Genomic DNA, 13,786 nt, shown 5'->3' on the forward strand with positions numbered 1-13,786 from the left:
CAAGCAAAGCTTTACGCAAACACGGCTGGCGCGAAAAGTTCAGCTCATCGTTCTGATGAATGATGTCATAAAACTGAAACATCACAACACGTTTGAAGCGAATATATTCATTATTCTTCCCGCGCCAGCAGGCTTTCCAGCACATTGGCCGCCAAGGCGCGTGTAATGCGCCCGCCCGATTCTAATGCGGCCTGGTCCAGCATGGCCACACAATCACGCACAGCACTTGCCCTGCGCGGCAGGCGACGCAGCAGCCATTCCGTAACCTGTGCGCCCACCACAATCTGGCGTTCAGCCAGCAGCCGCAGCAAAAGACGGTGCAACAGCCCCTCTTCCGCCGGGCCTAACGGTACGGAAGCCGTGGCCCGCAGGCGGCTTGCCAGATCTGGCAGTACTACCGGCCAACGTGCGGGGGGCCTGCGCGCGGCCATTAATAAAGCCACACGCCTTTCCCGCGCTAAATTGATAAGGTGCAGCAGATCACGCTCATTGGGTACTTTATCGGCATTATCCAAGGCAGCGGCGCGGAACCCGCCATCCTCAAACAGCATTGCGGCTTCATGCGTGTTCAGGCGGCTGCCTTCCATAATGGGAGCGCCATAACGGCCCGCCCAAATGGAAAGAAGATGCGTTTTGCCCGTGCCACTTTCCCCCCATAGGGCCATGCGGCCTTCTGGCCAACGCGCAGCAGCTTCTGCATCCAACACCCATGCCCGTGCCGCCGCATTGGAGGGTGCTGCCACAAAGTCCGACCTTCCGAATCGGGGGCGATGCGCAAATGGCAAGGCAATCTGTTCTGCCTCGTTGGCCTCATTTTGGCGCTTTTGCCCACCCGAAGGCGCGTTTAAGGGGCTTTTTGTTTCATCAATCCGTGTCATGCCGCTTTGCGCGCCGCTTCTCCTGCCGTAAAGACTGTCCTCGAGCGGGAATCCTAACCCACCCTGCCTCGCACATCGACCCTTATTCTCATTCGGACCAAGAGCACGCGCATGACGTCTTCACCTAGCACCCCTTCCTCCGGCCTCACTTACCGTGATTCCGGCGTGGACATTGAAGCAGGCGAAGCCCTTGTTGATGCCATTCGCCCAGCGGCCAAAGCCACAGACCGCCCCGGCACAATGGGGGGCCTTGGCGGATTTGGCGCACTGTTTGATCTGAAGGCCGCCGGCTTTAAAGACCCCGTGCTTGTTTCCTGCACAGATGGCGTAGGCACCAAGCTGACACTGGCCATTGATAATGACCTGCACGAAACCGTGGGCATTGATCTGGTAGCCATGTGTGTGAACGATCTGATCGTACAGGGGGCTGAACCCCTGTTCTTTCTGGATTACTTCGCCACGGGCCGCCTGTCTGTAAACAGCGCCGCCAAGGTTGTGCGCGGCATTGCCACCGGGTGCGAACAGTCTGGCTGCGCCCTTGTAGGCGGTGAAACAGCAGAAATGCCCGGCATGTATGCCGATGGACACTATGATCTGGCTGGTTTTTCCGTTGGTGCGGCAGAACGCGGCGCGCTCCTGCCCTCCGGCATTGCAGAAGGTGATGCTCTTATTGCGCTGCCATCCTCTGGCGTGCATTCCAACGGCTTCTCTCTGGTGCGGCGCATTGTTGCAGACGCCCATCTGGCATGGACAGACCCCGCAGCCTTTGCGCCGGGCAAAACCCTTGGTGAAGCATTTTTAGAACCCACACGCCTGTATGTGCGCCCGGTTCTGGCGCTGCATAAAGCGGGCCTGCTGCATGGTGCGGCCCACATTACCGGCGGTGGCCTGCCCGGCAACCTGCCCCGCGTGCTGCCTGATGGCCTGGATGCGGTAATTGATCAGGAATGGCCTGTGGCACCTGTGTTCAAATGGCTGGCCCGCACCGGCAATGTGGATACAGAAGAAATGCTGCGTGTGTTCAACTGCGGTATCGGCATGATCCTGATTACTCCAGAACCCGATGCCGTTCTGGCCCGCCTGCATGATATGGGTGAACAGGCCGTGCGCATTGGCCACATTGCCAAAGCAGCCTCCCCCACAGCCAAGCCTGACCTAAAAATGCAGGCCACTCCGGATTTTCGCGCAGCATGAGCGTTAAAAAAACACCCATTGCCATTTTGATCAGTGGCCGGGGCAGCAATGCCACGGCCTTGATCCGCGCGTGTGAAGATCCTTCCTTTCCTGCCCGTATCTGCCTTGTTTTAAGCAACAACCCGGATGCACCGGGGCTGGAAATGGCTAAAAAAGCAGGCCTGCACACGCTGGCAATCAACCATCGTGATTTTGGCAAAGACCGTGAGGCGCATGAACGCGCCGTGCACGCAGCCCTAACGGAAGCTGGCGCTCAGGCTATCTGCCTTGCGGGTTATATGCGCCTGCTTACGCCATTTTTAACCGGCGCATGGGCTGGCCGGATGTTGAACATCCACCCCAGCCTGCTGCCTGTGTTCCCCGGCCTGCATACGCATGAACGTGCGCTGCAAGCTGGCGTGCGCGTGCATGGATGCACCGTGCATCTGGTAACAGAAGGCATGGATGAAGGGCCTATTCTGGGGCAAGCCGCTGTGCCTGTTCTGCCGGGTGATACCGCAGATACACTTGGAGCACGCGTTTTGCGGCAGGAACACCAGCTTTACCCACAGGTGCTCCGCCACTTTCTGCTTCAACGCCCTGTTTCTGCTCCGGCATAGTGCGCCCTGCTTGTTGGGTAAGGCGTTTTTCCCCTTTCTGTTTTCCTGAACGGTTCTGACAGTCTTATGAACACACCAGCACGCGCCCCCCGTTCCCCAAAACGTGGAAAAGGTCGCCCTGCCCCCCCGCAGCCTGATCCTACGCGCGATATCGCCTTTGATATTCTGTGCGGCGTGGTGGAACACCGGCGCATGCTGGAAAACAGCCTTTCCCGCTCTGCCGAGGTGCATAAGGCCGAACCGCGAGACAGAGCCGCAGCGCACCGTTTGGCCGCGGCCACGTTGCGCCACATGGGCACGCTGCGCACTGTGCTGGAACCGTTTTTGCGCAAGGAACCACCTGAACCCGTACGTGTGGCGCTGATGATTGGCTGCGCGCAGCTTCTGTTTTTAGAAACACCTCCGCATGCGGCTGTTGGCACCACTGTTTCCCTCCTGCGTCGACGCAAGCTGGCCCCATTTGCCGGGCTGGCCAATGCCGTGCTGCGCAAGGTAGCGGCAGAAGGGCAAAATGTGCTGGAAGGGCTGGATCAGGCACGGCTGAACATTCCCGCATGGCTATGGAGCTCATGGAGCGTGCTAGGCCGTGGTGTGCCCCGCGCTATAGCTGAAGGTATCAGCCATGAAGCCCCGCTGGATATTACCCTACGCCCCGGCGCCACGGCCCCAGAGGGAGGCATTGTGTTGCCCAACGGGTCTGTGCGTTATCCGGCAGGTACGCGCGTTGCTGATCTGGCTGGGTATGAAGAAGGCGCTTTTTGGGTGCAGGATGCAGCAGCCACTCTCCCTGCACGCCTCCTGAATGTAAAGGAAGGTGAAAAGGTCGCAGATTTATGCGCAGCACCGGGCGGCAAAACCGCACAGCTTGCTGTCACCGGTGCGCAAGTGGCCGCTATTGAGAACAACCCCAACCGCATGGCGCGGCTTAAGGAAAATTTGGCGCGTCTGGGCCTTGGCAATGTGATCACCTTGCAAGCTGATGCTGGCACATGGCAACCCGATGCTCCGCTTGATGCCATTTTGCTGGATGCCCCTTGCTCCGCCACAGGCACAGCACGCCGCCACCCGGATGTTTTGTGGGTAAAACGCCCGCGTGATTTAACAACACTCACCGCCGGGCAAGACCGTTTGCTGGAGGCCGCCAAAAACATGCTGCGCCCCGGTGGCCGGCTGATTTACGCCGTGTGCTCCTTGCAGCAGGAAGAAGGGCCAGACCGCGCACGTGCAGCAGAAGCCATGGGGCTGGTGCCAGACCCATTTACGCCAGAAGAACTGGCCTTTCTACCAGAAGCCAGAACCCCCGAAGGCTGGCTGCGCACCCACCCAGGAATGTGGGCAGACAAAGGCAGCATGGATGGATTTTTTGCCGCACGCTTTATTCGCCCATAACATTTGCAAAACTGTTTGAAAAAAGACCAAACATACTGTTGCGCACAGGCGTAGGATTGCCGATAAACAGGGTATGCGCCCTGTATCTTATCCCCTTATCGCCCCAAGTGTTCTCGCTGCCGATTTTACACGGTTGGGAGAAGAAGTTTCAGCACTCAAACAGGCTGGGGCAGACTGGGTGCATCTGGATGTGATGGATGGGCATTTTGTGCCCAACATTTCGTTCGGCCCTGCGGTGGTTAAGGCGCTGCGCCCCTGCTCTGATCTGCCATTTGATGTGCACCTGATGATTGCACCGGTGGACCCGTATCTGGAAGCTTTTGCACAAGCCGGGGCAGATCAGATTTTAATCCACATTGAAGCCGGGCCGCATACCCACCGTTCCTTACAGCGCATTCGAGATTTAGGGGCCAAGCCGGGCATTGTGCTATGCCCCGCCACACCGCCAGAAGCCATTAGTGAAGTGTTGGACTTGGTGGACATTATTCTGGTGATGACTGTTAACCCCGGATTTGGCGGGCAGAAGTTCCTGTCCAGCCAGCTTCCCAAAATCCGGCGCATTCGGGATATGATTACCCAAAGCGGGCGCGATATCCGGCTGGCTGTGGATGGCGGTATAGACGCCTCAACCGCCCCACTGGCCATAGAAGCCGGCGCCGATGTGCTGATTGCCGGAAGCGCCGTATATGGCAAAAAGGACTATGCAGCCGCCATTGCTGCCTTGCGCCCACATGTTGCCAAGCCAAAATAAAGCCACATCCGGCAAATAAGTCATTCCTTGCATGAATATTCTGCCATAAACCGATCTTAACTTTTTTCTGCACCTGCCTTGATGGAGTTCTGAACTTCCAATGCCCCTGCGTCGCTGGACCCGCGGAGCCCGCCTTGCCTATGCCATGCGCAACCCTTTGGGAGGGTTTGCCCGCGTGCCGGCAGCCCCTGCCGTTGCTTTGCGGGATCTGTGGTCCGGAAACGCTGCTGGGGGTGAACAGCTTGTTCGCAACCAGACACTTTTTGAAGGCACCCAACGCCCTCTGATTGAAGGGGAATGGGATAACCCACAATGGCCAGGGGCCTATCGCCGTTGGTTGCAGGGTTTTACGTGGCTGCAGGATCTGCGGGAGCTAGGCGCTGAATCTGCCCGCATTAAGGCCCGTACACTGGTGGCGCAGTGGATGGAGCAAACCCCGGCAGAACGGCCTATTTCAGACCCATCCATAACTGGCGCCCGCTTGGCGGCTTGGCTGGGCTGTTACGAGTTTTTTGCTGCATCGGCAGATGATTCTTTCCGCCAGCAGCTTATGGCATCGCTGATTATGGAAGCCCGCTCCATCATGGCGCTCATGCCAGAGGAAGCCAAAGGCTGGCGTGCCCTTACGGCCCTTAAGGGGTTGCTGGCTGTTGCGGTTTCCCTGCCCGATTATCCAGAATTTCTAACCCGTTATCTGCGCCTGATTGATACCGCCATTAGCCAACAGATTTTGCCCGATGGCGGCCACATTACCCGCTGCCCGGAAGACCTGTTGCAGTGCGTGCGCGAACTGGCGGAAATGCTGTATATTCTGCAGGTTGCCCGCGTGCCATTGCCCACCAGTGTGCTGGATGCCGCCAACCGCAGCGCCCCGGCCCTGCGCGCCATGCGGCATGGAGATGGCGGGCTGGCCCTGTTTAATGGCAGTTGTGAACAAAACCCCCAGTTTATCGAACACGTGCTGAGCCGTGCATCCCGCACCCGCGTTGTGGCGGCTGGCCTGCCTGAATCTGGCTTTGCACGCCTGAACAACGGGCGCGCCCTGCTGATTGCCGATGCTGCCTCTGCCGCCCCTGCGGGGTATGATGGCAGCGCACATGCGGGCATGTTGTCCTTTGAGTTTTCATCCGGCAGGCAACGGCTGATTGTAAATTGCGGCAGCAGCATCCAGCGCGGTTGGGCAGAAGCCTTGCGTTACCCGGCTGCACATTCTGTTCTGGAACTGGCAGACCTTACCCCCATGCGCTTTGATGCCGATGGCGGTATTTCTCAAAAACCACAGGTCACACGCCAGACATCCGTGCAGGATGGCATGCATTGCCTGAGCATGACGCATGATGGCTACAAGCCCCAAGGTGGGGGCCTGTATTCTCGCAAGATTTATCTGGATAAAGACGGCACGCTTTTGCAGGGCATTGAGAAGCTGGAAGATGTGAGTATTCCGGTGCCGCTTTGCATCCGCTTCCACCTGCACCCTGATGTGAGCATTGAGCAGGAAGAAGATGGCTACCTGCTGCACACGCCGGAAGAAACATGGTTTTTCTGGTCTGACGCGCACATTGAAATAGAAGAAAGCGTTTATCTGGGGCAGGGAAAATGTGAGCCCACGCGGCAATTCGTGCTTACCCCAGCGCAGCCTGATCAGAGCGATGAAGATGTACACTCTTCTCCCGAAATTGCGCCGGAAGAAGAAGCCGAATTAGCCCCCGCCCCCGATATGCCGGAAGAGCAGATGCCCGCGGTGCCAGAAGTTGGTTCTGGCCTATTGGCTGATCCTTCCACCCCTGAGGCGCACGGTTTGGAAAACACCTTGCTGCCACCACCACCTGTGCCGCAGGCCCCAAGCAAACCACCTATTCGCTGGTCGCTCTCCCTCAAGAACGCGTAATGGGCTGACGTGAAAATTCTGGAAATTACAAACGTCGATTTTTCACTTACCCATTTTTTACTGCCTCTTATGCAGGAGCTACGGGCAGAAGGACACGAAGTCATAGGCGTTTGTGCAGATGGTCCTTTGCTTCAACAGCCCAGAAGCGAAGGGTTTCGAGTTGAAACACTGCCCTTTGCGCGTTCATTTTCCATACCCGCGCAGCTACGGGCCTTTTGGGCGCTTGTTCGGCTTATAAAAAAAGAAAAGCCGGATCTTGTGCACGCACATATGCCAATTAGCGGCATTCTGGCGCGTGTGGCAGCCAAGTTGTGCGGTGTGCCGCGCATTGCCTATACGTGCCACGGCTTTTTGTTCAATCAGCCCGGCTCCCGCCTTCGGCGCGGGTTGGCATTGGTGCTGGAAGTTCTGTGCGGACGCATAACTGATGTGTACCTAACTGTCAGCCGTGAAGAAGCGCAGGATGCAAAACGCCTGCATATTCACTCCCACCCGGTTGCCATCGGCAATGGGCGAGACCCGGCTCGCTTTCACCCAGATGCGCAAGCCAGAACCCGTATCCGCACAGAACTAGGCACACCAGCGCCAACACCGGTCATTATTGTGGTCTCTCGCCTTGTCCGCCACAAAGGGTATCCAGAACTTCTGGCCGCTATGGAACAGGTGCCAGATGCAGAATTATGGATTGTGGGGGAAAGACTGGCATCGGACCATGGTGCCAATATGGATGAATACCTTACCAAAGCACGTGCTGTACTTGGCCCACGGCTAAAATGCCTTGGTTATCGGGCAAATATTCCGGCCTTACTGGCGGCAGCGGACATTTTTGTGCTGCCCAGCCATTTTGAAGGCCTGCCCATGTCTATTATTGAGGCCATGCTGTGCGGCCTGCCGGTTGTGGCCACCAATATTCGGGGCTCGCGCGAGCAGGTTGTGCCGCATGAAACAGGGCTGCTTGTGCCGCCCGGCACCACGGCAGAACTGGCAAAAGCCCTTACAACGCTGGTGCAAAACCCGGCCTTACGCCAGCGTATGGGCGATGCCGGGCTTAAACGCGCCTTGCGCCTGTTTGATGAAAAAACAATTCTACAAACCACCACGCGCCTGCTGACACATTAAGCCATCAGGCGCGAGGGGCGTGTATTTAGTGGGCGGATTTCTGATCAACCGGTGCGGTTGCAACAGGGGTGCCGACCTTATTCAGCAAATGAATTGTCAGGCGGGAAGGCGATGCCGCAATACGCCCACCTGAACGACATTCATCCAGCCGGATGCGCACGCCATCATTATTTTCCATCAGCAGGCCACCAACGCCTCGGCCAACTGTAGCCTCACCCGAAAGTGCCCAGAACGTACCTTCAAAATCTTCGATACGCTGGAGGTTGTATACCTTGCCCACACTGTGGCCAGAGGAATACCCAACAGCAATGGCGGAAGCCCCCTTGATTTCGAACGGATACTGGCGGCCGCCATATGTCAGCACACCCCGGCCCCATGTATATCCTACGCCCAGATCCGCCGAACGCGTATTAAATGTAACTGTTGCCGTAACCGGGCCGAGCATGGTTTCTGCGCCCGCAGGCATGAACCATGCTCCGCACAGCGCCAAGGCAGCAGCAAAATGGCGGGATGCAGAACGCATCAAAGGGCTCCCCGAATTCATTGAAACAACTTACCTTTTCCGTTGCGTGAAAAGCGGTGGAAACGGCTGACAAAACATTTTTGTACATTTCGTCACGTTTTGTAGAATCAAGGATGGCATACCCACCCGCCCCTGCAAAGCCCTTTTCGCAAGAATTGACGACACGGTTTGAATGTGCGGTCAGAGCTCCCAGATAGGCTCTTTCAAACCCGCAACAAATGCCGCATGCGCTGCCAGTTCTTCTGCCGTTGGCTGCACACGCACAGCCTTGCGGTTCACGGGGCCTTCATACATGACAGAAGGCAGTTGCCCATCTTCCGCCATCAGCCCCAGCCCATGCTGGCGGCCGCCCATAAGTTCCACATACACATCGGCCAGCAGTTTGCAGTCCAGCAGCGCGTTATGGGTGGTTCGGGCAGAAAGATCTACGCCAAAGCGGCGGCACAGGGCATCCAAACTGTTGGGCATGCCGGGAAAGCGCTCGCGCGCCATATCCAGCGTATCCACCATACGGTCCAGCCCCAGCGTTTTCTTGCCAGCGCGTTTCAGCTCTGCATTCATAAAGCCAAAGTCAAACCGGGCATTGTGCGCAATAAGGGGGTCATCCCCCACAAAGGCCAGAAAATCATCCGCAATTTCGGCAAATTTGGGTTTGCCTTCCAGATCCGCCCGCGTGAAGCCATGCACGCGGGAAGCCTCCTCCGGCACATCGCGCTCAGGGTCTATCAGCGTGTGAAAGTTCCGCCCGGTTGGCAGGTCACCCACCAGTTCAAGGGCTGCAATTTCAATCACCCTATCACCCGTGGCCGGATCCAGCCCTGTGGTTTCCGTATCAAACAGAATGGATCTTTTCATACCCTCAGGCTCCTGATGAACTGGCGTACCTGCCGTTCTGTTTCTCGCATACTGCCGCCAGTGCGGATAACCTTGCCTGCCTGGCGCACACGTTGGGCATCTGGCATTTGCCGGGCTATCAGCTTGCACGCCTCAGCCGGTGGCATGCCCCGCCTTTTGGCCACGCGCCGCGCCTGTACCCAATGTGGGGCAGATACCACCAGCACATCATCACACTCACGCTGAGCGCCTGTTTCATATAGCAGCGGAATATCCAGCACCACGCAGCGCGCGCCCTGCAAGCGTTGCGTGCGTAAAAACTGCGCACGCGCAGCCCGCACCATGGGGTGGATGATGTGTTCCAGTTTTTTCAGCAACGTCGGTTGTTTTATCACAGCTTGCCGCAATACGGCTCTATCCAAGTGCCCGTTTTGCACAGCATGCGGCACTAGTTGCGCTATGGCAGGCAAAGCGGCCCCATGATCTGACTGCAGTCGGCGCACTTCGGCATCGGCATCAAACACCGGCAAGCCCGCACGCTGCAACAATGTGGCCACGGTGCTTTTGCCCATGCCCATACCGCCGGTAAGGCCCAGAATTTTCATGCCCTTGCTGTAACCCTTAGAAACTTTCCTGCACAAAAGCTTCCGTTGCGGCATCCACTTCCGGGTTCACGCCATACCATTTTTCAAAACCCAGCCGTGCCTGATGCAGCAGCATGCCAAGCCCACCCAAAGTGCGCAGACCAGCAGACTGAGCTTCTGCCAACAAAGGTGTTACGCGGGGCACATACACAATATCTGCCACCACCAGTTCCTTGGCCGCATGCGCCAAGGAAGGCCGGAACCCAGCATCCGGGCCACCTTCCATACCCAAAGACGTGGTGTTGACCAGCAGGCTAAACGCGCCAAGGCGTTCTTCCCACACATTCCACGGCACCACATCCAGCCCCGGCAGGGCTTTTGCCAGTTCTTCCGCCCGCCCTTGGGTGCGATTGGTCACGGCAACACGCAGGCCACAATCCTGCAACGCAGCAGCCACGGATCGCGCAGCGCCGCCAGCACCCAGCAGCAGAGCCTGCGCCTGTTTGGGCGGGTTAAAGCCTGCGGCTTCCATGCTGGCTACAAACCCTGCGCCATCGGTTGAGTAACCGTGAATTTTGCCGTCATCTTCAAACACAAGTGTGTTCACGGCACCTGCACGCTGGGCGGAATGGTCCAGCACATCGGCAATTTTAAAGGCGGCTTCCTTGTGCGGAATGGTCACATTCGCGCCCCGAAAACCCGCAGCCTGTAGGCCCAGAACGGCTGCTACAAACGCATCTGGCTCAACCGGCAGTGGCACATAAGCGCCATCCACACCATGCCGCCGTAACCAGTAATTGTGCAGCACGGGAGAGCGCGAATGTGCAACGGGCCAGCCCAGAACACCCGCCAGCTTGGCCTTGCCCGTAATAATCTGCGGCTTGGCTGTATCTGTGGCGGTCATGCGTTTTCTCCATACTGTTCACAAAACTGCTGCCATGCCTGTGGCAGCAAGCGGGCCAGACGGTTTGCCCATTCGGTCTGCCCAGCATCATCGGCTATCAGATCCTGCCGAATTTCAATTTCAATATGCGGCAGTTCACGCTGCTCACCATGCTGAGGGATGGTGTAATCTGATGTATCTGTAAGGGCATAGGGTTCGTTATCCCCCACCACCAAGCCATCCTTTTGCAAAAGAGCAATCATGATACGGGCCAGCCGGGAATCATGATTATGCAAAAGTCCTGCATGCCACGGGCGCTGTTTACCGTGCATGGATGGCGTAAAACTGTGTAGCGCCACAACCACCGTCTGGCGGCCAGCGGCCACATGGGCATCCAGTTCCTGCCGGATACGGGCGTGATAAGGGTGCAGAATTGTCTGCTCCCGCCATGCCCGATCCTGCGCCGAGATATTCTGGTTGCGCGGCACTGTTGTGCCATCACTTACCTGCACAATGGAGGTTGGGTGGCCGGGGGCGCGGTTACAATCTATCACCAAGCGGGAATAAACCTGCTCAATCAACACAGCAGGCAGCAGGTCAGCCAGTTTGCGGCCTACGCCATCTATGCCGATATCCCAGCCGATATGGCGCGCACGTTCCTGCGCACTTAGCCCCAGATCACCCAGTTCAGGCGGAATGGCACGGCCTGCATGGTCACTTACCAACACAAAGGGGCCACCTTCATCCCGGCCATGCACCACAAAACTTTCTGCCATCAGCACCTGATCAACAGACATGCCTTTCCACCTCCTGCATTGCGCGGCATGGTGCCAAAAAAGCAGGACAACACCCTACCTTTCCGCCATGCCGCAGAACACTTTTGTTCGGGTTTGAAAACTTATTTGGCGGAAGATACCACAACAGCAGCCAGATCGGCCTGTGCACGTACCTGCCCTGCATCTTCCCCTGTCAGGCCTTCTGCATCCAGCCCGCTATCATCCAGTTCGTACACCAGATAGACCGGATCTGCGCCATCCAGCGATTCTTCGCCGCCAACATCGTAGCTGCGGGCTGCCACGTATTCTGGCCCACGCATTTTGCCTTCCAGGCGCTCAACAGCCACAACCGGGCTTTCTGCGCGAATAACTTCCAAAAGCACATTCGGGCCGGGATCAATCACGGCAAAGGTTGTAAGCTTGTGTGGTGTTGTCATGTTCATGAACTCCCTGAATTTCACTTGCTTTTAAGCAGAGAAATGCCGCCGGGCACAGCCCTTTCCCGCACCGCAGCGCACAGAACAGCCCCGCCGCAGGATCGGCCCTGCCACGCCCTTTGCCAAAACCGGCATTTGCGCCCTAGGGCGTGCAACATTACTGTGGCATCTTTGCATCCGCGCCGCGGCAGTATAAGCCAACGCCTGAGCACATCTTACGCAGCAGGACGGAATTAGGGCCTAAAATGTCTCTGAACAGCCAGAACAGCACGGAAACGGAAAACCAGAAAAACGCCAATGTCCAGTGGGGCGGGCGGTTTGCCGGTGGCCCTTCTGAGATCATGCAGGCCATCAATGCCTCCATCGGCTTTGATAAGGTGATGTGGAAGCAGGATATTGCTGGCTCCCTCGCCCATGCCGCCATGCTGGCGCATGTGGGCATTATCTCCAAGGATGATGAAGCCACCATCCGCAAGGGGCTAACAGAAATCGGGCAGGAAATTGCGGCTGGCAACTTCCCCTTTTCCGAAGCGCTGGAAGATATTCACATGAATATCGAAGCCCGCCTGTCTGACCGGATTGGTGAGGCCGGAAAGCGCCTGCACACCGCCCGCTCCCGCAATGATCAGGTTGCAACAGATTTCCGCCTGTGGGTGCGTGATGCCATTGATGGGCTGGACCAGCAGGTTGCCGCCCTTATGCGCTCCCTCGCCCGCCGGGCAGAGGAACACGCCGCCACCCCCATGCCGGGCTTTACCCACCTGCAAACCGCACAGCCCGTAACATTCGGCCACCACCTGATGGCGTATGTGGAAATGCTGGCGCGTGACCGGGGCCGTCTGGCAGACACACGCAAGCGCCTGAACGAATGCCCGCTGGGTTCTGCCGCGCTGGCTGGCACATCCTTCCCCATTGACCGGAAGATGACCGCCGAACTGCTGCATTTTGACCGCCCCACAGCCAACTCTCTGGATTCCGTATCCGACCGTGATTTTGCGCTGGAATATCTTTCTGCGCTGTCCATCATGGCCATGCACCTTTCCCGCATGGCGGAAGAAATAGTCATCTGGTGCTCCTCACCTTTCTCCTTCATCCGCCTTTCAGATGCGTTCACCACCGGCTCTTCCATCATGCCGCAAAAGCGCAACCCGGATGCGGCAGAACTGGTACGCGCCAAAACCGGCCGCATTACCGGCAGCCTTGTTAGCCTGCTAACGGTGATGAAAGGCCTGCCGTTGGCCTACGCCAAGGATATGCAGGAAGATAAAGAACCCGTATTTGAAGCCACGGATGCTGCTGCTCTCTCCCTTGCTGCGTGTGATGGCATGGTGCGGGATATGACAGCCAACACCACCCAGATGCGTGCGCTGGCAGGTTCTGGCTACTCCACCGCTACCGATATTGCGGACTGGCTGGTGCGGGTGCTGAAAGTGCCCTTCCGCACCGCGCACCACGTCACTGGTCGTCTGGTTGCTAAAGCCGAGGAAAAAGGCGTGGGTCTGGCAGATCTGACATTGCAGGAAATGCAGGCAGAAGAACCCGGCATTACGGATGATATCTATTCGGTTCTCAGCGTAGATGCCTCTATTGCCTCACGCACCAGCGAAGGCGGCACCGCACCGGGCAATGTCAGTGCGCAGGCCCAGCGCTGGCTGAAAGCTCTGGGTGCAGAACCCACCGCAGCGGGGCAGTAAAACCATGAATTACCGCCTGATTTTTGGCCTTGCGCTGGCTACCATCCTGTTTCTGCCGCTGGCAGCCTGCGGCAAAAAGGGCACGCCGCACCAGCCCGGCCCGCAAAATCAAATCACCTATCCGCGCATGTATCCGCCGAATGAATAAGGCCAAGATGCGCACCATATTGGTTTAAGACCGCACTCCGTAACCAGCCATGCCGAGTTTTTCTTGGCGTGGTCTCCTGCTCCTTTTTT

15 protein-coding genes are annotated in these 13,786 nt (G+C 57.5%); 8 read left to right on the forward strand and 7 right to left on the reverse strand.

All coding sequences use genetic code 11. The annotated features are described in order from the left end of the window. Positions 1-110: 110 nt before the first annotated feature. On the reverse strand, positions 111-878 hold the full coding sequence (locus tag FCN51_RS15190) for a P-loop NTPase family protein (RefSeq protein WP_003625165.1): 768 nt from the start codon (positions 876-878) through the stop codon (positions 111-113). Between the two features lie 111 nt (positions 879-989). On the opposite strand from FCN51_RS15190, the gene purM reads away from it, so the two are divergent. The 6 genes from purM to FCN51_RS15220 all read left to right on the forward strand — a co-directional run bounded on the left by purM (position 990) and on the right by FCN51_RS15220 (position 7,818). After that, complete coding sequence (gene purM / locus FCN51_RS15195; protein WP_003625164.1) at positions 990-2,072, forward strand: phosphoribosylformylglycinamidine cyclo-ligase; 1,083 nt, start codon at positions 990-992, stop codon at positions 2,070-2,072. Further along, positions 2,069-2,671: a phosphoribosylglycinamide formyltransferase gene (purN, locus tag FCN51_RS15200; RefSeq protein ID WP_160256270.1), complete on the forward strand. Its 603-nt coding sequence runs from the start codon at positions 2,069-2,071 to the stop codon at positions 2,669-2,671. The genes purM and purN overlap by 4 nt, the downstream gene beginning before the upstream one ends. 66 nt (positions 2,672-2,737) lie before the next feature. Continuing rightward, positions 2,738-4,060 (forward strand): RsmB/NOP family class I SAM-dependent RNA methyltransferase, encoded by a 1,323-nt coding sequence (locus FCN51_RS15205; RefSeq protein WP_160256271.1) that lies wholly within the window; start codon positions 2,738-2,740, stop codon positions 4,058-4,060. A 73-nt stretch (positions 4,061-4,133) separates the two neighbouring features. Next, positions 4,134-4,811: a ribulose-phosphate 3-epimerase gene (rpe, locus tag FCN51_RS15210; RefSeq protein ID WP_124295243.1), complete on the forward strand. Its 678-nt coding sequence runs from the start codon at positions 4,134-4,136 to the stop codon at positions 4,809-4,811. Positions 4,812-4,911: 100 nt separating this feature from the next. Beyond that, on the forward strand, positions 4,912-6,699 hold the full coding sequence (locus FCN51_RS15215; protein WP_160256272.1) for a heparinase II/III family protein: 1,788 nt from the start codon (positions 4,912-4,914) through the stop codon (positions 6,697-6,699). A 9-nt stretch (positions 6,700-6,708) separates the two neighbouring features. Next, positions 6,709-7,818: a glycosyltransferase family 4 protein gene (locus FCN51_RS15220; RefSeq protein ID WP_160256273.1), complete on the forward strand. Its 1,110-nt coding sequence runs from the start codon at positions 6,709-6,711 to the stop codon at positions 7,816-7,818. Positions 7,819-7,843: 25 nt separating this feature from the next. On the opposite strand, the gene FCN51_RS15225 is transcribed toward FCN51_RS15220, so the two are convergent. The 6 genes from FCN51_RS15225 to FCN51_RS15250 form a co-directional block, all read right to left on the reverse strand. Next, positions 7,844-8,362, reverse strand: a complete 519-nt coding sequence (locus tag FCN51_RS15225) for a hypothetical protein (protein WP_012812746.1) — start codon at positions 8,360-8,362, stop codon at positions 7,844-7,846. A gap of 159 nt (positions 8,363-8,521) precedes the next feature. Beyond that, positions 8,522-9,196 carry a DNA polymerase III subunit epsilon gene (gene dnaQ / locus FCN51_RS15230; protein WP_003625152.1) on the reverse strand — a complete coding sequence of 225 codons (675 nt, stop codon included), beginning with the start codon at positions 9,194-9,196 and terminating at the stop codon, positions 8,522-8,524. Then, on the reverse strand, positions 9,193-9,780 hold the full coding sequence (coaE, locus tag FCN51_RS15235) for a dephospho-CoA kinase (protein WP_160256274.1): 588 nt from the start codon (positions 9,778-9,780) through the stop codon (positions 9,193-9,195). Before coaE ends, dnaQ begins: the two co-directional genes overlap by 4 nt. 16 nt (positions 9,781-9,796) lie before the next feature. Further along, positions 9,797-10,663: a shikimate dehydrogenase gene (locus tag FCN51_RS15240; RefSeq protein ID WP_160256275.1), complete on the reverse strand. Its 867-nt coding sequence runs from the start codon at positions 10,661-10,663 to the stop codon at positions 9,797-9,799. Beyond that, entirely contained in the window at positions 10,660-11,439 is a 780-nt protein-coding gene (locus FCN51_RS15245) for an N-formylglutamate amidohydrolase (protein WP_124295237.1), read from the reverse strand. Before FCN51_RS15245 ends, FCN51_RS15240 begins: the two co-directional genes overlap by 4 nt. A 101-nt stretch (positions 11,440-11,540) precedes the next feature. Continuing rightward, a complete protein-coding gene (locus FCN51_RS15250; RefSeq protein WP_160256276.1) occupies positions 11,541-11,861 on the reverse strand; it encodes a hypothetical protein in 321 nt (106 codons plus the stop codon). Between the two features lie 239 nt (positions 11,862-12,100). Here FCN51_RS15250 and argH point away from each other — a divergent pair, with 239 nt between their 5' ends. Continuing rightward, complete coding sequence (gene argH, locus FCN51_RS15255) at positions 12,101-13,549, forward strand: argininosuccinate lyase (protein ID WP_160256277.1); 1,449 nt, start codon at positions 12,101-12,103, stop codon at positions 13,547-13,549. 4 nt (positions 13,550-13,553) lie between these two features. Beyond that, positions 13,554-13,697 carry a hypothetical protein gene (locus tag FCN51_RS15260; protein ID WP_003625141.1) on the forward strand — a complete coding sequence of 48 codons (144 nt, stop codon included), beginning with the start codon at positions 13,554-13,556 and terminating at the stop codon, positions 13,695-13,697. Positions 13,698-13,786 lie beyond the last annotated feature (89 nt).

The organism is Acetobacter pasteurianus (assembly GCF_009914215.2).
Lineage (GTDB): Bacteria > Pseudomonadota > Alphaproteobacteria > Acetobacterales > Acetobacteraceae > Acetobacter > Acetobacter pasteurianus.